Genomic DNA, 19,323 nt, shown 5'->3' with positions numbered 1-19,323 from the left:
GGTTAAGTCAGGCTAAATTAATGATTGCCGTTGCCAATGGATTTTCCTTTTGCGTCAGGTGAATAGGAAACGATTTAACCTGCCTGTCTTGTTTAGAAGAGCTAAACCATGAATCCAGTTCTGCCATTGCTGGCATTGCGTGCTTTTGCCGAAGTCGGCCGTCACGCCAGCATCAAGCACGCCGCCCAGGCCCTGGGTGTCACTTCGGGAGCGGTCAGCCAGCAGATCCGCCAGCTGGAAGAGCGGCTGGGTGTGCCGCTGTTCATCCGCCAGCACCAGCGCATGGAGCTGACCGAGGCGGGCAGCCGGGTCCACCCGCAATTGCTCGCGGCGTTCGAGCAGATCCAGAACGCCTTGTGGACCTTGGAAGCGGATCGCGCCCGGCGCACCGTGACCATCAGCACGGTGCCGTCCTTCGCCGCGTCCTGGCTGGTGCCGAGGCTGGGGCGCTTCACCTTGCGGCATCCGGAAATCGAGGTCCGGGTCGAGGCGTCTTCCGCGCTGGTGGACTTGCAGCGCGACCGCGTCGATATCGCCATTCGCCATGGCCTGGGCCAGTACCCGGGGCTGGTGGCGGAACCGTTGCTGGCGCCGGTGTTGCTGCCGGTCGCGGCCCCCGCGCTGCTGGCCACTGGCGCGCCCATTCGTGAGCCGGCCGATTGCCTGGCCTGGCCGTTGCTGCAAGATGCCGATCGCGCGGATTGGGCCCTGTGGCTGGCGGCCCATGGGGCGGGCGGGGACCCACGGGCCGAGCGCGGAACGGCATTCGAGGATGATTACCTGCTGATCCGTGCGGCGGCGGCTGGCCAGGGCCTGGCCCTGGTACCCCAGGAATATGCCCGCGAGGAGATCGCCGCGGGGCGCCTGGTGCAGGCCCTGGACAAGCCCTGGCCGGCGCGCTTTGCCTATTACCTGGTGGCCCGGCCAGAGGCTTGGCGACGGCCGGAGGTCGAGACGTTCATGGACTGGATTCGGCAAGAGGCCCAGGCTTCGGCTTGAAGCGCTGAGTGTGCAGGGGCGCAGAAAGTCCGCCCCTGACTGTCGCTTGCCAGGCCAGGGACTATGCTCAAGCGGCGATGGCTGCCGGTAATTTCAGCGAGGGTTCCGGAGCGTTCGGAGCTGTTTCGAGCAATCTGTATGGCTGGCATCCTTCATGGCAAGTGCCCGGTGCTTGAAACGGCAGGCCCGCCAAGTTGCCGGGCCTGGTAGGGAGCATCGCGCACGGCGCGGGGCATGTGGTCTAGGTTTCGATTCTGGCCTGGGGGCAGGCACCGTGGAGGAACATCTGTTCCAGGGTATGGACGGTGTTCGAACTCGCCGCACGCCCGCGGCGTTCGGCATCGACCATGCCATAGACCAGAGTGATGAACAGTTCGGTGAACACCGCCGCGCTGATGTCGATACGGAATGCCCCCTGGTGCTGGCCCCCCAGGAAAAAGGCATCCAGCGCATCCACGTAGGACTGCCAGCGTGCGCCATCGTCCTGAGGGTCGAGAAAGTCCGGGCGGTACTGGAATACCAGGAACATCAGCAACTCCCGATGGGCAAGATGCTCCCGGATGAGTTTGTGCAGTGCTTCCAATGGATCTGCGCTCTGCAGGCAGGAGGCTTCAATGATCTGGTGCAATACCTCTTCGCCATGGCGCTCGATCATTTCGAGCAGACGGTCACGCGTGCCGCAGAAGCGGTGCAGGGTGGCCCGGCTCATGCCGGCGGCTTCAGCCAATTCCTTCAATGTTGCGCGTGGGTGGTCGACGATGGCCACGGCCAGCGCCTTGATGAATCGTTCGTCATGGGGCGTCAGGGTCATTTGCACGTCCTGGGTTGAGTCCTCGAGGGCGCGCGTAATGCAAAAAAGCTCGCGGCGCTCCACAGAAATTGAGACAAAAAAGCTCATGTGAGTCGTTGTTGACTCATTTAGGGTTTGAAAGTAGCATTCTGGACATTCTCAATCAACAGTCAGGTGTGCCATGGTCGATTTGCGTGCAATTGGAAGGCTCAGTGCATTGGCAGTTGTCATTGCATTGGCAGGGTGTGGTCCCGCGGCTGAGCAGCAAAGCCAGGCGGAGATGGTGCTTCCAGTGGAGGTGTTTGCGGTCAAGCCGGAAACCCTGGCGCTGACCTCGGAGCTGCCGGGCCGGATCGAGCCGGTGCGCGTCGCCGAAGTACGGGCCCGGGTGGCGGGCATCGTGATGAAGAAGCGCTTTGAAGAGGGGGCCGACGTCAAGGCCGGTGATCTGTTGTTCCAGATCGATCCCGCCCCGCTCAAGGCGGCAGTGTCCCGCGCCGAGGGCGATCTGGCCCGGGCCCAGGCGGGGATGAAGGAAGCCCAGGCACGGGTCAAGCGTTATGAACCACTGGTGAAGATCGAGGCTGTGAGCCAGCAGGACTACGACAAGGCCAGTGCCGATTTGCACAGTGCCCAGGCGGCAACCCGTTCGGCCCAGGCCGACCTGGAAACCGCGCGCCTCAACCTGGGTTATGCCTCGGTCACGGCGCCGATTTCCGGCCGGGTAGGGCGTGCGCTGGTGACCGAAGGCGCGCTGGTGGGCCAGGGTGACGCCACCCTGATGGCACGCATCCAGCAATTGGACCCGATCTACGCCGACTTCACCCAGACCGCCGCTGATGCTCTGCGCCTGCGCGAAGCCCTGAAGACCGGCAGCCTGGCAGCGGGTGACAGCAAGGCCCTGACACTGCGTGTCGAGGGTACGCCCTACGAGCGCCAGGGTTCGCTGCAGTTCACCGACGTGGCGGTCGATCCGGGCACCGGCCAGATCACCCTGCGTGGCAAGTTCGACAACGCTGATGGGGTGCTGCTGCCGGGCATGTACGTGCGGGTCAAGACTCCGCAAGGGACCGATAATCAGGCCATCCTGGTGCCGCAGCGCGCAGTCAAGCGTGGCAGCGACGGCAGCTCCCATGTGATGGTGATTGGTGCCGAGGAGCGTGCCGAAGCTCGCAACGTGACCACCGGAGCCATGCAGGGTTCGCGCTGGCAGATCACCGAGGGCCTCAAGGCCGGGGACCAGGTCATCGTCGGTGGCCTGGCTGCCGTGCAGCCGGGCGTCAAGGTCACTCCCAAGCAGGCTCAGGAAACCGAGCAGAAACAATAAGCCCGGCTACGATACGAGGATTTTCTGATGTCTGATTTTTTCATCAAGCGCCCGAATTTTGCCTGGGTGGTGGCGCTGTTCATTTCCCTGGCCGGTCTGCTGATCATTTCCAAGTTGCCAGTGGCGCAGTACCCAAACGTCGCACCACCGCAGATTACCGTGACCGCGACCTATCCGGGTGCTTCGGCCAAGGTGCTGGTGGAGTCGGTTACCAGCGTGCTCGAAGAGTCGCTCAACGGTGCCAAGAACCTGCTGTATTTCGAGTCCACCAACAACTCCAACGGCAGCGCCGAAATCGTCGTGACCTTCCAGCCGGGCACCGACCCGGACCTGGCCCAGGTCGACGTGCAGAACCGCCTGAAGAAGGCCGAGGCACGCATGCCCCAGGCCGTGCTCACCCAGGGCCTGCAGGTCGAGCAGAGCAGCGCCGGGTTCCTGTTGATCTACGCCCTGAACTACAAGGAAGGTACAGAACGCACCGACACCACCGCCCTGGGCGACTATGCCGCGCGCAACATCAACAACGAGCTGCGCCGCCTGCCGGGTGTCGGCAAGCTGCAGTTCTTCTCCTCCGAAGCGGCAATGCGGGTCTGGATCGATCCGCAGAAGCTGGTGGGTTATGGCCTGTCCATCGATGACGTGAGCAGCGCCATCCGTGGGCAGAACGTCCAGGTTCCGGCGGGTGCCTTCGGCAGCGCCCCGGGTACCAGCGAACAGGAGCTGACCGCGACCCTGGCCGTCAAGGGCACCCTGGACAACCCGCAGGAATTCGGCCAGATCGTCCTGCGCTCCAATCCCGATGGCTCCACCGTCAAGCTGGCTGACGTCGCCCGCCTGGAAGTCGGCAGCGAAAGCTACAACATCTCCTCGCGCCTGAACGGCACCCCGGCAGTGGGCGGTGCGATCCAGTTGTCTCCAGGCGCCAACGCCATCCAGACCGCCACCCTGGTCAAGGAACGCCTGGCCGAACTGGCGCAGTTCCTGCCCAGCGACATGCAGTATTCCGTGCCCTACGACACCTCGCGTTTTGTCGACGTGGCCATCGAAAAGGTGATCCATACCCTGCTCGAAGCGATGGTCCTGGTGTTCCTGGTGATGTTCCTGTTCCTGCAGAACGTGCGCTACACCCTGATCCCGTCCATCGTGGTGCCGGTGTGCCTGCTGGGTACCCTGGCGGTGATGTACTTGCTGGGCTTCTCGGTGAACATGATGACGATGTTCGGCATGGTGCTGGCCATCGGCATCCTGGTGGACGACGCCATCGTGGTGGTGGAGAACGTCGAGCGGATCATGGCCGAAGAAGGCCTGTCCCCGACCGAGGCCACGATCAAGGCGATGAAACAGGTCTCCGGCGCCATCGTCGGTATCACCCTGGTGCTGTCGGCGGTGTTCATGCCGCTGGCCTTCATGAGCGGTTCGGTGGGCGTCATCTACCAGCAGTTCTCGGTATCGCTGGCCATCTCGATCCTGTTCTCCGGCTTCCTGGCCCTGACCTTCACCCCGGCCCTGTGCGCCACGCTGCTCAAGCCGGTCCCCGAAGGCCATCATGAGAAGCGCGGTTTCTTCGGTGCCTTCAACCGTGGTTTTGCCCGTGTCACCGAGCGCTACTCGCTGCTCAGTTCCGGGCTGGTCAAGCGCGCCGGTCGCTTCATGCTGGTGTACGCCGGTATCGTCGCGGTGCTCGGCTACACCTACCTGCGCCTGCCTGAGGCCTTCGTTCCCAGCGAAGACCTGGGCTACATGATCGTCGACGTGCAACTGCCTCCTGGCGCCAGCCGCATGCGGACCGATGCCACCGGCAAGGAGTTGGAGCAGTACCTCATGTCGCGCAATGCGGTGCAGGCCACGTTCCTGGTCTCCGGCTTCAGCTTCTCCGGCCAGGGCGACAACGCGGCGCTGGCATTCCCGGTTTTCAAGGATTGGTCGGAGCGCGGCAAGCAGGAGTCTGCTGCCGCGGAAGTGGCCGCTTTGAACGAGCATTTCGCCCTGCCTAGCGACGGCACCATCATGGGAGTCTCGCCACCACCGATCGATGGCCTGGGCAACTCCGGCGGTTTTGCCCTGCGCCTGATGGACCGTGGCGGCCTGGGTCGCGATGCCCTGCTGCAGGCACGGGATACGCTGCTGGGCCAGATCAACGGCAATCCCAAGTTTCTCTACGGCATGATGGAAGGCCTGGCCGAGGCCCCGCAATTGCGCCTGGTGATCGACCGTGAAAAAGCCCGGGCCCAGGGTGTCAACTTCGAAACCATCAGTTCCACCCTGTCTTCGGCCTTCGGTTCCGATGTGGTCAACGACTTCACCAACGCCGGTCGCCAGCAACGGGTGGTGATCCAGGCCGAGCAGGGGGCGCGCATGACGCCGGAAAGCGTGCTCAAGCTGTACGTGCCCAACAACAAGGGCGCCCAGGTGCCGCTCAGCGCCTTCGTGACCACAAAATGGGAAGAGGGCCCGGTACAGGTGGTGCGCTATAACGGCTATCCATCGATCCGGATCGTCGGTGACGCCGGCCCGGGCTACAGCACTGGCCAGGCCATGGCCGAGGTGGAACAACTGGCATCGCAACTGCCGGCGGGGATCGGTTACGAATGGACGGGCCTGTCCTATCAGGAGAAGGTCTCCGCGGGCCAGGCCTCGAGCCTGTTCGCCCTGGCGATCCTGGTGGTGTTCCTGCTGCTGGTAGCCCTCTACGAGAGCTGGTCGATCCCGCTGTCGGTGATGTTGATCGTACCGATCGGCGCCATTGGTGCGGTGCTGGCGGTCATGGTGATGGGCATGCCCAACGACGTGTATTTCAAGGTGGGCCTGATCACCATCATCGGCCTGTCCGCGAAGAACGCGATCCTCATCGTCGAGTTCGCCAAGGAGTTGTGGGAGAAGGGCTACAGCCTGCGTGACGCTGCCATCGAGGCTGCCCGCCTGCGCTTCCGGCCGATCATCATGACCTCCATGGCCTTCATCCTCGGCGTGGTGCCCCTGGCCATCGCCACCGGTGCCGGTGCAGCGAGCCAGCGTGCCATCGGTACCGGGGTGATCGGCGGCATGCTCAGCGCCACCTTGCTGGGCGTGCTGTTCGTGCCGATCTGCTTCGTCTGGCTGCTGTCGGTGCTGCGCACCAAGCGGCCTGTCACCGACCAACCCGCCCTGGCCCAGGAGTGATCAGCATGCGTACCCCCGCTTTTACCGTATCGGCGCTGCTGATCGCCCTGGCCTTGGGTGGCTGCTCCATGGCCCCGACCTACGAGCGCCCGACGGCGCCCGTAGCCGACAGCTGGAACGATTCGCCCGCCCAGCAGGGGCGCCAGGCCAGTGAACTGGACTGGCAAGCCTTCATCGTCGACCCACAACTGCGCCGTCTGGTTGGCACTGCGCTGGACAACAACCGTTCGTTGCGCCAGACCCTGCTGGACATCGAACAGGCCCGGGCGCAGTACCGCATCCAGCGGGCCGACCGGCTTCCAGGCCTGAACGCAGGAACCTCGGGCAACCGCCAGCGCCTGCCATCGGACCTGTCCAGCAGTGGCCGGGGTGGCGTGGCCAGCACCTATCAGGTCGGCCTGTCGCTGCCGGAGTACGAAGTGGACCTGTTCGGTCGGGTCAAGAGCCTCAGCGACGCCGCATTGCAGCAGTACCTGGCCACCGAGGAGGCCGGGCGCTCGGCGCGCATCGCGCTGATCGCCGAGGTCACCCAGGCCTACCTGGTCCATGATGGTGCCCAGCGCCGCCTGGTCCTGACCCAGCAGACCCTGGCCAGCCGCGAATACTCCTTCGCCCTGATCAGCCGCCACCGTGCGGTAGGTAATGCCACCGCGCTGGACTACCAGGAAGCGCTGGGGCTGGTGGAGCAGTCCCGGGCCGATGAGGAGGCCGCCTTGCGCCAGAAGCAGCAGGCGTTCAATGCCCTGGTGCTGTTGCTGGGCACCCCGGATGCGGCCAGGTCGATTCCCGAGAAACTGTCGGAGCAGCCGCTGCTGGTGCAGGACATCGCTGCCGGTTCGCCCTCGTCGCTGATCGAGCGCCGGCCGGACATCCTCGCTGCCGAACACCGCCTGCAAGCGCGCAATGCCGATATCGGCGCTGCGCGGGCAGCGTTCTTCCCGCGGATCACCTTGACCGGCAGCTTCGGCACCTCCAGTGCGCAGATGTCGGGGCTGTTCGATGGCGGCTCGCGCTCCTGGAGCTTCATCCCGACGCTGTCGCTGCCGATCTTCGATGGCGGGCGCAACCGCGCCGGCTTGAGCCTGGCCGAGGCGCGCAAGGATTCGGCGGTGGCGGCCTACGAGGGCACGATCCAGACCGCGTTCCGCGAAGTGGCGGACGCCCTGGCGGCCACCGACACCCTGCGCCGTGAAGAACAGGCGCGCAGAGCCCTGGCCAACACCAGCAGCGAATCGCTGAAGCTGGCCAAGGCGCGTTATGAAGGCGGCATCGACAGCCACCTGCGCTACCTGGACGCCCAGCGCAGCAATTTTGCCAACGAAACGGCGTTCATCGAGATCAGCACCCAGCGCCAGGTCGCCCTGGTGGATCTGTTCCGCTCCCTGGGCGGCGGCTGGCAGGACTCGCAACAGCGGCAACTGGCGCAACGCCAGGATTAGCCCTGAGTGAGTGTTCGACGCCCGCCGGAGCATGTCCGGCGGATGTCTCCAATGTCATCAACTCAAGCCTATCGACGAGCCGCAGCCTGCGGGCTTGCTGCCGTTGACGGACGTCAATCACTGCGCCATGGGGCCGGCTGGAGCGATCCAGCCGGCTTTTTTCATGGGTGCCTGCCCAGCTTGCCGTCCTGGGCGACGCTGCCATGCAGGAACATCTGTTCGAAGGTGTGGGCATCAGCGTTGGCCACTGGCAGCCCGAGCCGGTTCAGCCAGGACGGTAGTAGCCGCGCTCATCCAGTTGCACCCGCGCCGCCTGCTGCAGCTCGGCCAGGTGCTGGGAAATGGTGCGCCGCTCGGCATCGGCGACCCAGGGCGCGGCGTACCCCGGCGGGTACAACAACCCGCGTTGCACCAGTTGTTCAAGGCTCAGTGGCTGTTCGTCCAGCCAGGCCAGGAGCCGGTTTTCGCGCTCATCGAGCTTGCCGGCGAACGCGGCGAGGGCCTCAAGGAAGCGTTCACGGTCGGTGTAGACGCCACGGTGGTGGGACGTGACCCAGACCTTGGCCGGGATATCCGGCAAGCGCTGCAGGCTGCGGCGAAAGTCCCCGAGGTTGGAGCTGGCATCGCCGTAGTAGGGGCCGAAACCGGTCAGGTCGATATCGCCAATGAAGGCCACGCCCTCGGGCTCCACCAGCAACACCGTGTGACCGACGGTATGCCCGGGCATGTGGAAGGCCCGGACCCTGGAGCGGCCCAGCTCCCAGCAGGCACCGTCCTCATAACCCTGGGCGTCGGGGCGCGGGGCGTAGAAGAACTGTTGTTCTAAACGTTCGAGCATGACCCTGGCCTGCTCCTGGTCGCTGATGCCAAACGCGGCCGCCAGGCCCTGCCAGCTGCGTGCGGCGGGCAAGTCCGCCTGATGCACGTGGACGCTGGCGTCCGGCAGGCGGTGCAGGCCTGCGATGTGGTCTTCGTGGGCATGGCCCAGCACCACCAACTCGGTGGCATCGAACCGGGCGCCAATGAAATTGGAGACGATCGGGGTATCGAACGCCGCCAGGGTATCCGTTCCCTGGATCAGTACCTGGTTACCATCCGGATACTTGCCATGGCGATCGCCGAAAAATATCGAGACGCGACCGATATCCAGGTGCTCGATTCCTGAAGATGAAGCCTCGCCACCCTGGGTAGATCGCATGCTGTACCTCCCTTGTGTCACGTTCGGATAACCATCACCACTATAAACGGTACATCTGTGTCGGCCGACTTGCAGGAACAAGATTCGCTGGTTGAATGCCGCAGGATTCGCAGGACTCGAGCCTGGAATCGGCATGCACACTGGTGATAGAGTGCGTCGCAGCGCCACTTTGCAAGGCGCTTTCAACCCCCTGCCCGGGGACGACCCCGGGGCCAGGATCGACATGCGGGACGGCCCGAAGCTTCTGAGCACGCCCCATGGTCAACATCCCCGCGATACGTTCCCTGCCTGTTCCTTCCCCCGTGCTGCGCGCGAGCTTCCCGCTGCGCCTGGCGGTTCCTGCGCGCCTGCGTCAGGTCACTCGGGCGTACCTGCGCCACGGCCTCCACCGGCTTGCCAACGCAGGCGTCCCTGGAAAGGCGGACAAGGGCTGTGCCAGCCCGTGATTCACCGCGAGCCGGCGCTGGACCTGGCCCCGGCTATGTTTGTTGTGCAATGAACTGAAGATGAGACACACATGAGCGAACATTCTCGATTAGTGCCGCTGACAACCTGGTTGCGCCTTGCGGGCTCCTGGCTGGTGGTGGGCCTGTTCTTTTTCCTGGGGGACGACCTGTTGGGTGGGCCCCTCGATCCGCTGAACGCCAGCTGGATCTTCCTGCTGTTGTTCAGCACGATCCTGATCGCCTCCTTTGGCGTGGTGCACGAGGCGGACCATCTTGCCGGACAGCTGGGCGAACCCTACGGGACGCTGATCCTGACCCTGTCCATCGTTTCGATCGAGGTGATCCTGATTGCCTCCATGCTGCTGGGGCCCGGGGATCTGCCGACCATTGGCAGGGATTCGATCTTCGCGGTCATGATGATCATCATGAACCTGGTCATTGGCCTGTGCCTGATCGTGGGTTCGGCCAGAAACGGCGAGCAGGAGTACAACGCCCAGGGGGCCGGTTCGTATGTGTCGATGATCGTGCTGCTGACGGGGATTGCCCTGCTGTTGCCCAACTTCACCTCCCGCGCCGGTGAATTCAGCGCCACCCAGGCGGTGGGGATCTCGCTCATTACCTTGCTGTTGTACGCAGCCTTCCTGGGGATGCAGATGAAGAGCCATCGGCGGTTGTTCATCCAGCCGCCGGCAGGTTGCATGCAGGTCCCCCAGGTGCGCGAGGCCGGCCATGAGCCCCTCCAGGGCCCACTGAACAAGCGTGAGCTGATCCTGCGCACCCTGGTGCTGCTTGGCCTGATCCTGCCCATCGTCCTGCTGGCTCATTACCTGGCGGTGGTCACCGACTACGGCATCGAGAAGGCCGGGGCGCCAGTGGCAGTGGGCGGCGTGCTGATCGCGATCATCGTGTTCACCCCTGAATCGATCACGGCGGTGAAGGCCGCCCTCAACAATGAAATGCAGCGCGCCCTGAACCTGTGCCTGGGGGCCTTCGTCTCCACGGTGGGGCTGACGGTGCCCGCCGTCCTGGTGATCGGGCTGGTCACCCACAAGCAGGTGATCATGGGGTTGTCCGGCGCCGAGATGCTGCTGTTCGCCATCACTGCACTGCTGACCCTGGTGAGCTTCAACGGCCAGCGTACCTCTGCCATCCAGGGCTTCATGCACCTGGCCACCTTCATGGTCTTCGGGCTGCTGCTTTTCTATCCTTGATCAGGGCAGGGGGCCTGGGCCCCTTGACTCTAAAGCGGACTTGAAGGTTAGCGTCGGGTCCTGATCGAGGAGGGCAGTGTGCCGCCTCGCCCCACCATGCCAGGAGCAGCACATGAACCAGCAACCCCGCCAGGCCGAGCAGATGCAATGGATGATCTACGGCGCCTATGGCTACACCGGCGAGCTGATCGCCCGCGAGGCGGTCAAGCGTGGCTTGCGCCCGGTGCTGGCCGGACGCAGTCGCGACAAGGTCGAACCGCTGGCTCGGGAACTGGGGCTGGAGGCCAGGATCTTCGGGCTCGAGGACGGGGCGCAACTGGCGGCCCAGGTCCGTGGACAGGCCCTGGTGCTGCATTGCGCCGGGCCGTTCTCGGCCACCGCCGCGCCGATGATGCAGGCCTGCCTGGACGCCAAGGCCCATTACCTGGACATCACCGGTGAGATCGGGGTCTTCGAACATGCCCAGGCCCTGGACTTGCGCGCTCGGGAGGCCGGGGTGGTGATCTGCCCGGGCGTGGGCTTCGATGTGATCCCCACCGATTGCGTCGCCGCTGCGCTCAAGGCGGCGCTGCCCGACGCCACGCACCTGGCCCTGGGTTTCGACTCGCGTTCGAGCTTTTCGCCCGGTACTGCCAAGACCTCGGTCGAAGGCATGGCCCAGGGTGGCAAGGTGCGGCGCGACGGCAAGATCGTTTCGGTGCCGCTGGCCTATCAGGTACGGCGCATCGATTTCGGTGCCGGCGAGAAACTCGCCATGACCATTCCCTGGGGCGATGTGTCCACGGCCTATCACACCACCGGCATTGCCAATATCGAAGTCTTCCTCCCGGGTTCGGCCGGGATGATCCGCGGCGCCAGGCTGGCCAACCTGATTCGCCCGTTGCTGGGCCTGGCCTGGGTGCAAAAGCGCCTCAAGGCGCATATCGGCAAGACCGTGACCGGCCCGGACGATGCCAAGCGGGCCGACCAGGGCACCTATGTCTGGGGCGAGGCGCGTAATGCCCAAGGCCAACGCAAGGTGGCCCGGGTGCACACCGCCAATGTCTACAGCCTGACCGTCAGTGGCGCGCTGGCCGTGGTCGAGCACCTGGCAGGCGAGCGCCCCGAGGGTGGCGCCTACACTCCGGCGAAGCTGCTGGGGGCCGGGCTGGTCAGCAGCTTGCCGGGGTCCGGCCCATTACGCATCGAGTGATCGGTGGCCACCGAGGCCGACGGCTTGGCGATCGGCCCCGGTCACGTCAGGACACCTGGGGTCAGTGGCTATCGTTCAGGCTGGCCAGGGGCCTTGGGGCATAGAGCGCGCCCTGGAACTCGGGCACGTACTCGTATTTCACCAACTTGCCCAGCTGCAGCGAACGCAGGTAGTCGGACAGGCTGCCTTCGCCGAGGATCAGGCGCACGGCGTCAGCGCTGCTGCTGGAAGCATGGCGGGTCTGGCGCGAGGTGGCGTAGCCGTAGGCCAACTGGCCGTTGTGGTCCAGGTTGGTGAAGCTATTGGTCATCATGCCGACGTCATGGGACAGGTCCGCAAGCTTGCTGCCCTTGAAGATCACGTCGACGTTGCCGGTCTGGCTGTCGATGATGTCGTAGGACAGGCTCTGGGCGTCCTCGCGACGGCTGATGTCGGTCAGCCACTTGGGCAGGTTGTAGCCCACCACGCCGCGCACCCGGGCCAGCTCGCTATTCACCGGCAGCTTGAGCACGTAGCCCCAGAAGTCCTTGGAGATGGACTGGCCCACCAGGGTCAGGGGGCCGAGGTTGGATTTGCCTGGCTTGTTGGTGACGATCGACAGGGCGACCTCGTTGTAGCTGTCGTTGTCGCAGTAGTCGTAGGTGTAGGCGGTGAAGGCCACCAGGCCTCGCCCAGGCCAGACCTGCAACGGCTGGACCTGGGCCAGCACCTCGGCCGGGATCAGCTCGCGCAGGCGCGCCAGGTCAGCGGTATAGACGGCGGTGATACGGCTGTTCTGGTAGTAGAAGTTCGGCGAATAGGACTCGAAGCCCATGTCGACCCGGGTCTTGGCCAGTTGCTTGAACCAGCTCAGGTCCATCCCCGGCGCCTCGGCCGCGATCACCGACAGCGGCGGGTTGGAGCGATAGCGGTCGTACAGGCCGCCCTTGAGCACCGGCACCGGGTGGCCGGCGATATCGATCATCGTGGTTTCGGCCTGGCCCGGTGGGGCCGCGAGGGCGGAGTCGGCGAGGGGAGCCACGAGGGCTCCGGTCATTGCGGCGAGGGTGACAAGTTTCACGTTCCAGTTCTCCAGGGAGATGCATCACGCTGTTGGGATGACCCACGGCGTTGAGTGCCAGCCCGTGCTCGGGCGGCGTTTGTGGGGTCGGAGAAACCCTAACGTTTAACTTAACTTTAATGTCAAGCGATTGCGGATCGGTCTTTTTCAGGCAAGCACTGCGCACGGCCCTGCCTGTCGCCATGACAGGCTTGCGGGTGCTTGGGCCCTCAGCCTCGGTCCAGGTCCAGGTAACGGCGGGTGCGCACTATCTGCTCGCGCTCCTGGAAACTCGCCAGCTGGTTGGCCAGCGCCGAGCTGTCGCCGCTGCGCTTGATCTGCGCCAGGACTTGCTGCGTGGCATGGATGGCCGCGCGTTGCAGGTCGGAAGGAATGATCACCAGCTGATAACCCAGGGCCGCCAGTTCCTCGACCGGCATCATCGGGGTCTTGCCGCCATGGAACATGTTGATCAGCTTGGGCCCGGGGATACGGGCGGCGATTTCGCGGATCTGTTGGAGAGTCTCCGGGGCCTCGACGAAAATCATGTCCGCCCCGGCCTCGACATAACGCCGGGCCCGTTCCAGGGCAGCGTCGAAGCCCTCGACGGCAATGGCATCGGTGCGGGCGATCAACACCAGGTCGGGATCGTCCAGGGCTTGGCGGGCGACGCGCAGCTTGCGGCACATTTGCTCGGTATCGATCAGCGACTTGTCGTCCAGGTGCCCGCAGCGCTTGGGAAACGCCTGGTCTTCAAGGTGCAGTGCCGCCACCCCGGCACGTTCGAAGGCACGTACCGTACGTTCGACGTTGGCACTGCCGCCGAACCCGGTGTCGGCATCGGCGATCACCGGCAAAGCGCTGCCATCGACGATCTTCTCCACACGCTCCAGGACCTCGCTGAAGCTCAACAGGCCGATATCCGGCAGCGCGGCGGAACGGGCGATCGCTCCGCCGCTGGCGTAGACGGCCGAAAACCCGGCCAGCTCCACCAGGCGCGCCGAGAGCCCGTCGTAGACGCCGGGGGCTATCAGGCTTTCGCCGCTGGCCAACAGATCGCGTAGTTTCCTCGTATTTTTCATGGCGCCTCCCAGGGCTGGCGGGTGTCGTTGCTTGGATAGGCAAAGCTTGGTCCTGGGCATCTGTTATGTCTAATATTCTAATTATCCAAAATCAGAACGTAGAACATTCCATGGAGCTCAGGCACCTGCGTTACTTCGTGGCCACCGCCGAGGCCCAGAGCCTGACCAAGGCGGCCCTGGCCCTGCATATTGCCCAGCCGCCGCTGGGCCAGCAGATACGGGCACTGGAGGAGGAGATTGGCACGCCGTTGTTCCATCGCCAGGGGCGCGGCATCGTCCTCAGCGATGCCGGGAAGGCCTTCCTGGTCTGCGCCCGGGACATCCTGGCCCGGGCCGAGGAAGCCAAGGGCAGGGCGCTGAGGGCAGCGCGCGGCGAGATTGGCACCCTGACCCTGGGGTTCACCGAGTCGGCGTCGTTCAACGAAGGCATGACCGCGTTGCTGCATCTCTACCAGCAGCGCTATCGGCAAGTGCAGATCAACCTGGTGGAGGGCAACAGCGAAACCCTGGTCGGCCGCCTGCTGGAGCGACAGATTGATGCCGCCATCGTCCGTCCGCCTTTTGCCGGGGGCTGCGACCTGGCGTTCCAGATCCTCAGTGAAGAGCCGCTGATGGTGGTGCTGCCCGATGGTCATCCCTTGCTCGCCCGCGATCGCCTGGACCTTGCGGACCTGCGCGATGAGCGTTTCATTCTCTACTCGCGCAAGTCCGGCTACGGCCTGAGCGCCGAAATAGTCAGCGCTTGCCGGGCCCAGGGCTTCAGCCCGCGGATCCACCAACAGGCGCCCCAGGTCTCGTCGGCAGTCAACCTGGTGTCGGCCGGCATGGGCGTCGCCCTGGTGCCGGCATCGATGCAGCGAATGGCCCGCCCCGGGCTGAACTTTCGCCAGCTGGCCCTGGAGCATCCGCGCGCGACCCTGGGCTTGGCCACCCTGGCGCAGACGCCTTCCGCGGTGGTCGACGGCTTGTTGCAGTGCGCCCGGGAGGTTCTTGCCGGGGGCTGATGCCGTGTCCCCTGTGGTCCACGCGCCAGGACCGGTCATGAGTCCAGCGCCAGCACTGTAGTGGGCATTGCCCGAGTGGCCGTCACGATGCGAGTATCCAGGCCGACATGACAGTGACCTGGGAGATTTCGTCGATGAGCGTGACTGCTTCGATCTGGTTTTTCGCCGTGCCGTTCGCCATTGCCGCGGCCATTCCCGGCCCCGCCCAGGCCGCCATGCTGGGGCAGGTGGTATCCCGTGGAGCCCGCTCGACCTTGCCGTTCATTGGCGGCATGGTCCTGGGCAATGCCCTCTGGCTGCTGGTGGCCACCCTGGGCCTGGCGGCGCTGGCGCTGCGTTTCGAATACCTGTTCATCGGCGTCAAGTGGCTTGGCGTGGCCTTCATCCTGTTCATTGCCTGGAAGCTGTGGTTGAAGAACCCCACGCAACCCGAGGAGCCGCCGAAGCGTTCGGCCAGCCGCGGGCTGCTCGCCGGAGCGCTGCTGACCCTGAGCAACCCCAAGGCCGTGGTGTTCTTCGGTGCGGTGCTGCCCCATGCGTTCGACCTGACGGCGCTGTCCTGGCCGGAGGTGGCCTTCATCACCGCACTGGGCATGGGCATCGACCTGAGTATCCAACTGGCGTACCTGGTGACCGGGGCGCGGATCAAGCGGGCGATCCAGTCGCCCCGGGCCATGCAGCGCCTGAACCGCACCTCGGCCGGGATCATGACCGGTTGCGCCGGCTGGATGGCGATGTCCCGCTGCGGTCCAGCAGGCCAAGGATTCTTGCGCTCCAAGGATATCGATACGGCATGAACAGACACTCCCACCTGCTATTGGCCATCGCCTTGCTCGGCGCCGGCACGCCGCTGCTGGCCGCCGAAGGTTTCATCGGCCAGGGTTTTGCCCAGGATCGCGGCTACGAGCCCGACGGGCATGGCGGTTTCAAGGGTTCGGGCAAGAACCAGGGGTCCGATTACGAGTTGCAGAAAGACGGATCGCTCCGGGGCACCGGCAACAACTTTGGCCGTGGCTATGCTCCAGCCGACGATGGCGGGCTCAAGGGCACCGGGCTGAACAAGGGCGCCGGTTTCACCCCGGATGGTTCGGGTGGTTATACGGGTACCGGCACCAACTACGGCGAAGACTACAAGTCCGATGGCAAGGGTGCCTTTAGGGGGGAAGGCAGTGCCTCGGGTGGCTGGGTGTCCGATGGCAAGGGCGGATACGAGGGAACGGGCGAGAACCGCAAGCGTGGTTATGTCTCCGATGGGCGTGGCGGCTACACCGGTACTGGCAAGAACCAGGGCAGGGGGCTGGAGTCCGATGGCCGTGGCGGTTTCATCGGCACCGGGGACAATGCCGGCGGTGGCTGGGAACCGGATGGCTACGGCGGCTACAAGGGCACCGGCAACAATCGTGGAGAGCGCTGGCGCCCCGATTGACCGGCAGTGGGCCTGCTGGGTATTTGCCGGCAGGCCTGGCCTGGCCAGGCGCTGTTGCGAGTTGCAACACAGCTCTGGGCGCTGGTGTATCGCCGACTGCTGGCAAAATGTGTATAAAGCTTCGCCCGAAGGGCAGCCCCATGCCCGCGCCCAAGGAAACGTTCCCTCCATGCTTCGGCTCTTGCCCCCCGTCCTGCTCCTGGCCCTTGCCGGTTGCGCCACCAAGCCTCCGGCCAACCCCGAAAACCTCTGCGAGATATTTCGCGAGAAGCCGAAGTGGTACGAAGCGGCGCTGAAGATGAACCAGCGCTGGGGCGCACCGATCCAGGTGCCCATGGCGATGATGTACCAGGAGTCGTCCTTCAAGCACGACGCCTTGCCACCGCGCTACTACTTCCTTGGCTTCATCCCCTGGGGCCGGGTCAGCACCGCCTACGGCTATGCCCAGGCCAAGGACGAAACCTGGGCCGACTACAAGAAGGATGCCGGTGGCTGGGGGGCCAGCCGCGACAACTTCGCCGATGCCCTGGACTTCATGGGCTGGTACATGCAGAAGAGCTACAACGTCAACCGCACCTCCAAGTGGGATGCCTACGGCCAGTACCTGAACTACCACGAAGGCTGGGGCGGCTATCGCAACCGCAGCTACGACGCCAAGCCCTGGCTGAAGAACGTATCGCTCAAGGTCCAGGCCCGGGCCTCGCTGTTCGGCGCCCAGTACCGCAGTTGCGAACAGGAACTGGCCCGTGGTGGCTGGTTCTGGTGAGGTCGCAGGGACGGTGAACGGAGCCGATAACCGCTTGATGTGAGGCCAGGCCTGCTGTTCTGTGCCAGGGCATGCAAGCCAGTCGATAGCGTCTGCGGTTCAGGGTCGGTGCTCGTTGTCCGGGTCCTGCGCGGTGCGCAACCAGTTCCTTTGTCGCCAGGCCGGCGCACTGGTGGGAAACAGCGGCTGGTCCGGCCGCCAGCGGGCTATTGCACAAGCCGCGACGATGCGCTGGCGTTGCTGGCCCCGGGCAAGGGCGTGCAGGAAGCTGCTTTCGCTCTGCCGATGTCCCAGCATGTGGCCGATACCGCTCTGCAAGCCGGCTCCATGGTTGTGCCACCAGGCGGCGATTGCCGTCGGGTCCGGCCACGGCAGGTCTTCATCGGGGTCCATCAGCACGTTGGGGTCTTCGGGATCGTCGTTCGGCCCGGCATCGAAGTCCGGCAGCACCCGTAGTTCCAGGTCGAGCAGCGCCAGGTCGGCACCGGTTATCAGGCTGAAGGCCTCGCCGGCTACTCGGGCGAATGGCAGTTCGTGCATCTGCTGGATCAGCCAGGGCACGCTGACCGGATCACCCACCAGGCCAATGGCCTGGATGCCGGTGCGCAACTGCCCGGGGTTCTCTATCAGCTGGCAGATCCAGCTGATGCTGAGCTCGCGTCGTTGCCAGGCCAGCAGGACACACAGTGCACGGAACTGGAACGGGCCGGGGCGCTCGGCGAACTCGCGCAAGGGTTCCAGGGCCTGTTCATCCCCCATCTGCGCGGTGGCCCAATTGATCCAGAAGCGCGTAGCCACGTCCCCATGCTGGCGATGCTGATGAAGAGCCGGCAGCAGGTCACGCCGCCGCAGCTCGCCGGCCGTGCGGGCGGCACGTGCCAGCACGCCGGGGTCGACCTGGGCCAGGGCCAGTTGCAGGGGCGCGCCGGGGTCGCGCCTATGCATGCCGCAGGCCGCCAGGCCCAGGCGCTGGAACAGCGGCGTGGAGGAGGCGAGCATGGCGTTGATCCAGGGCGCCAGGCATTCCCAGTCGAGCCAGCCCAGGGCCATCAGGTAACCGCGCTCCGTGCCCGCCGCCCCCTTGAGGTACTCGTTCAGGCGCGACAGGCCCTGCCTATCCTGGGTCTGGAACGCCAGGACCACGCTGGCGAACATTTCACCGATGGCATCCGGGCCCAGCTGCGCCAGCAGGACCTGCAAACCCGCGGGGCCGGCGATCCGCAAGCCATCCAGATGAGCGTCGATGCGCTCGTCCAGCCGCCCCAGGTCATCCAGATCGTAATGGGGCCCATGCACCGCGTGATCGTGAAGCAGGATGAGAAAACCCGCTTCTTCGGCGTGTTGTTCGACCATCGAGGCAATGAGGGGCATGGCTGGCTATACCACCAGACGGCCGAAGAAGTGGCGCCTGCCGATCTCCAGTTCCAGGGGGGAGGCCAGGTACTGGTCCAGCACGGCGCCGGCATTCAGGGGTTGGAACTCGCCGTGGCGGCCATAGAAGCTGGAGCAGTCGATGCCCGAGTACACCTCGAACGTGCGTCTCCAGAGCAGGAAGCTGCTCCAGTCGAGCCAGGCGTCCGGGTCGTTGGGCACCAGGGCCTTTCTCATGAGCCAGGCCTGGCGGTTCACATCGACGACGGTGCCCGCGAGGATCGAGAGCCGGTCGCTGCCATGCAGCGCTTGCAGTTGCGCCAGCCGCGCATCCACGGCGTGCCGGTACTGCGCCTCGTCCAGGCCGCTGTCGTAGAATTCGGGCTCGCCCTCAAGGGGGTCGAGCAGGTTGGAGATATTGGCTTCCACGGCTTCCCGGTCGGCCTGGCGCTCGAGCGCGCAGCGGGCCTCGACCATGAACGGAACCAGCCACATCACCCCCGACCACTGGGCCGCGAGGCTGGCTTCGATACGCAGGTAGTCCGGCCCCTGGATCATCAGTTCGGCGAGGAAATCCAGGTCGGACTCCAGCCCCGCATCGGCGGTCAGGCCCAGGCAGGCGCTGACCAGGGTCGGCACGCTGGCTTCATCCAGGATGAACCCCCTGAGCCGGGAGACATGGCTGAAATCCCCGCGCTTGGCGCTTTCCAGGATCGCGGCCAGGGCCATCCACGGGTCGTCGTCCTGCCAGGCGTTCGGCGCCAGCAACTGGGCGGGGGCCGTAGCGGCGTAGTGATAGCCACGGCCTTTCCAGTAGAAGCAGCCGTCGAGGAAGCCGGGGCGGTCGGTGTACTTGTAGTGGTTGGTGTTCATT

16 protein-coding genes are annotated in these 19,323 nt (G+C 65.0%); 10 read left to right on the top strand and 6 right to left on the bottom strand.

Going from position 1 to position 19,323, the window contains the following annotated elements; all coding sequences use genetic code 11:
• Positions 1-108 precede the first annotated feature (108 nt).
• Positions 109-999: a transcriptional regulator GcvA gene (gene gcvA / locus LGQ10_RS03770; RefSeq protein ID WP_058433367.1), complete on the top strand. Its 891-nt coding sequence runs from the start codon at positions 109-111 to the stop codon at positions 997-999.
• 241 nt (positions 1,000-1,240) lie between these two features.
• On the opposite strand, the gene LGQ10_RS03765 is transcribed toward gcvA, so the two are convergent.
• On the bottom strand, positions 1,241-1,810 hold the full coding sequence (locus tag LGQ10_RS03765; protein ID WP_226524741.1) for a TetR/AcrR family transcriptional regulator: 570 nt from the start codon (positions 1,808-1,810) through the stop codon (positions 1,241-1,243).
• 160 nt (positions 1,811-1,970) lie between these two features.
• Between LGQ10_RS03765 and LGQ10_RS03760 the strand changes: the two genes are divergently transcribed.
• From LGQ10_RS03760 to LGQ10_RS03750, 3 genes are read left to right on the top strand one after another with little or no spacing between them, the layout of a single operon-like run.
• Entirely contained in the window at positions 1,971-3,116 is a 1,146-nt protein-coding gene (locus tag LGQ10_RS03760; protein ID WP_226524740.1) for a MexC family multidrug efflux RND transporter periplasmic adaptor subunit, read from the top strand.
• A 27-nt stretch (positions 3,117-3,143) separates the two neighbouring features.
• Entirely contained in the window at positions 3,144-6,275 is a 3,132-nt protein-coding gene (locus LGQ10_RS03755; RefSeq protein WP_226524739.1) for an efflux RND transporter permease subunit, read from the top strand.
• A 5-nt stretch (positions 6,276-6,280) separates the two neighbouring features.
• Positions 6,281-7,714, top strand: a complete 1,434-nt coding sequence (locus LGQ10_RS03750; protein ID WP_226524738.1) for an efflux transporter outer membrane subunit — start codon at positions 6,281-6,283, stop codon at positions 7,712-7,714.
• A gap of 265 nt (positions 7,715-7,979) precedes the next feature.
• Here the strand turns inward: LGQ10_RS03750 and LGQ10_RS03745 are convergent, their stop codons facing one another.
• Positions 7,980-8,912, bottom strand: a complete 933-nt coding sequence (locus LGQ10_RS03745) for an MBL fold metallo-hydrolase (RefSeq protein WP_226524737.1) — start codon at positions 8,910-8,912, stop codon at positions 7,980-7,982.
• A 517-nt stretch (positions 8,913-9,429) separates the two neighbouring features.
• Between LGQ10_RS03745 and LGQ10_RS03740 the strand changes: the two genes are divergently transcribed.
• Together LGQ10_RS03740 and LGQ10_RS03735 are read left to right on the top strand one after the other, a co-directional pair.
• Positions 9,430-10,569, top strand: coding sequence for a calcium:proton antiporter (locus LGQ10_RS03740; RefSeq protein WP_058436874.1), 1,140 nt, complete (start codon positions 9,430-9,432; stop codon positions 10,567-10,569).
• Positions 10,570-10,681: 112 nt separating this feature from the next.
• The gene (locus tag LGQ10_RS03735; protein ID WP_226524736.1) at positions 10,682-11,761 is read left to right on the top strand and encodes a saccharopine dehydrogenase family protein; all 1,080 of its coding nucleotides are present in this window, start codon (positions 10,682-10,684) and stop codon (positions 11,759-11,761) included.
• Between the two features lie 61 nt (positions 11,762-11,822).
• Here the strand turns inward: LGQ10_RS03735 and LGQ10_RS03730 are convergent, their stop codons facing one another.
• Positions 11,823-12,797, bottom strand: coding sequence for an acetoacetate decarboxylase (ADC) (locus LGQ10_RS03730; protein ID WP_413247604.1), 975 nt, complete (start codon positions 12,795-12,797; stop codon positions 11,823-11,825).
• A 233-nt stretch (positions 12,798-13,030) separates the two neighbouring features.
• Entirely contained in the window at positions 13,031-13,882 is an 852-nt protein-coding gene (locus tag LGQ10_RS03725; protein ID WP_226524734.1) for an isocitrate lyase/PEP mutase family protein, read from the bottom strand.
• A gap of 110 nt (positions 13,883-13,992) precedes the next feature.
• On the opposite strand from LGQ10_RS03725, the gene LGQ10_RS03720 reads away from it, so the two are divergent.
• The 4 genes from LGQ10_RS03720 (at position 13,993) to LGQ10_RS03705 (ending at position 17,078) form a co-directional block, all read left to right on the top strand.
• Positions 13,993-14,886: a LysR family transcriptional regulator gene (locus LGQ10_RS03720; protein ID WP_226524733.1), complete on the top strand. Its 894-nt coding sequence runs from the start codon at positions 13,993-13,995 to the stop codon at positions 14,884-14,886.
• 134 nt (positions 14,887-15,020) lie between these two features.
• Complete coding sequence (locus LGQ10_RS03715) at positions 15,021-15,683, top strand: LysE family translocator (protein ID WP_226524732.1); 663 nt, start codon at positions 15,021-15,023, stop codon at positions 15,681-15,683.
• Complete coding sequence (locus LGQ10_RS03710; protein WP_058435097.1) at positions 15,680-16,312, top strand: hypothetical protein; 633 nt, start codon at positions 15,680-15,682, stop codon at positions 16,310-16,312. Before LGQ10_RS03715 ends, LGQ10_RS03710 begins: the two co-directional genes overlap by 4 nt.
• 169 nt (positions 16,313-16,481) lie before the next feature.
• Positions 16,482-17,078 carry a hypothetical protein gene (locus LGQ10_RS03705; protein WP_058435098.1) on the top strand — a complete coding sequence of 199 codons (597 nt, stop codon included), beginning with the start codon at positions 16,482-16,484 and terminating at the stop codon, positions 17,076-17,078.
• Between the two features lie 99 nt (positions 17,079-17,177).
• On the opposite strand, the gene LGQ10_RS03700 is transcribed toward LGQ10_RS03705, so the two are convergent.
• Both LGQ10_RS03700 and LGQ10_RS03695 read right to left on the bottom strand, forming a co-directional pair.
• Positions 17,178-18,449, bottom strand: a complete 1,272-nt coding sequence (locus LGQ10_RS03700; RefSeq protein ID WP_226524731.1) for a TIGR02270 family protein — start codon at positions 18,447-18,449, stop codon at positions 17,178-17,180.
• A 6-nt stretch (positions 18,450-18,455) separates the two neighbouring features.
• A complete protein-coding gene (locus LGQ10_RS03695) occupies positions 18,456-19,322 on the bottom strand; it encodes a hypothetical protein (RefSeq protein WP_226524730.1) in 867 nt (288 codons plus the stop codon).
• Position 19,323: the final 1 nt, after the last annotated feature.

Origin of the sequence: Pseudomonas sp. L5B5, from assembly GCF_020520285.1 — a bacterium.
Classification (GTDB): Bacteria; Pseudomonadota; Gammaproteobacteria; order Pseudomonadales; family Pseudomonadaceae; genus Aquipseudomonas.
This window is presented reverse-complemented; position numbering and strand designations above follow the sequence as displayed.

Excerpts from the sequence above, each read along its gene's own strand:
- gcvA (WP_058433367.1), top strand. The coding sequence starts at position 109 with ATGAATCCAGTTCTGCCATTGCTGGCATTGCGTGCTTTTGCCGAAGTC.
- LGQ10_RS03765 (WP_226524741.1), bottom strand. The coding sequence starts at position 1,810 with ATGACCCTGACGCCCCATGACGAACGATTCATCAAGGCGCTGGCCGTG.
- LGQ10_RS03760 (WP_226524740.1), top strand. The coding sequence starts at position 1,971 with ATGGTCGATTTGCGTGCAATTGGAAGGCTCAGTGCATTGGCAGTTGTC.
- LGQ10_RS03755 (WP_226524739.1), top strand. The coding sequence starts at position 3,144 with ATGTCTGATTTTTTCATCAAGCGCCCGAATTTTGCCTGGGTGGTGGCG.
- LGQ10_RS03750 (WP_226524738.1), top strand. The coding sequence starts at position 6,281 with ATGCGTACCCCCGCTTTTACCGTATCGGCGCTGCTGATCGCCCTGGCC.
- LGQ10_RS03745 (WP_226524737.1), bottom strand. The coding sequence starts at position 8,912 with ATGCGATCTACCCAGGGTGGCGAGGCTTCATCTTCAGGAATCGAGCAC.
- LGQ10_RS03740 (WP_058436874.1), top strand. The coding sequence starts at position 9,430 with ATGAGCGAACATTCTCGATTAGTGCCGCTGACAACCTGGTTGCGCCTT.
- LGQ10_RS03735 (WP_226524736.1), top strand. The coding sequence starts at position 10,682 with ATGAACCAGCAACCCCGCCAGGCCGAGCAGATGCAATGGATGATCTAC.
- LGQ10_RS03730 (WP_413247604.1), bottom strand. The coding sequence starts at position 12,797 with ATGACCGGAGCCCTCGTGGCTCCCCTCGCCGACTCCGCCCTCGCGGCC.
- LGQ10_RS03725 (WP_226524734.1), bottom strand. The coding sequence starts at position 13,882 with ATGAAAAATACGAGGAAACTACGCGATCTGTTGGCCAGCGGCGAAAGC.
- LGQ10_RS03720 (WP_226524733.1), top strand. The coding sequence starts at position 13,993 with ATGGAGCTCAGGCACCTGCGTTACTTCGTGGCCACCGCCGAGGCCCAG.
- LGQ10_RS03715 (WP_226524732.1), top strand. The coding sequence starts at position 15,021 with ATGAGCGTGACTGCTTCGATCTGGTTTTTCGCCGTGCCGTTCGCCATT.
- LGQ10_RS03710 (WP_058435097.1), top strand. The coding sequence starts at position 15,680 with ATGAACAGACACTCCCACCTGCTATTGGCCATCGCCTTGCTCGGCGCC.
- LGQ10_RS03705 (WP_058435098.1), top strand. The coding sequence starts at position 16,482 with ATGCTTCGGCTCTTGCCCCCCGTCCTGCTCCTGGCCCTTGCCGGTTGC.
- LGQ10_RS03700 (WP_226524731.1), bottom strand. The coding sequence starts at position 18,449 with ATGCCCCTCATTGCCTCGATGGTCGAACAACACGCCGAAGAAGCGGGT.
- LGQ10_RS03695 (WP_226524730.1), bottom strand. The coding sequence starts at position 19,322 with ATGAACACCAACCACTACAAGTACACCGACCGCCCCGGCTTCCTCGAC.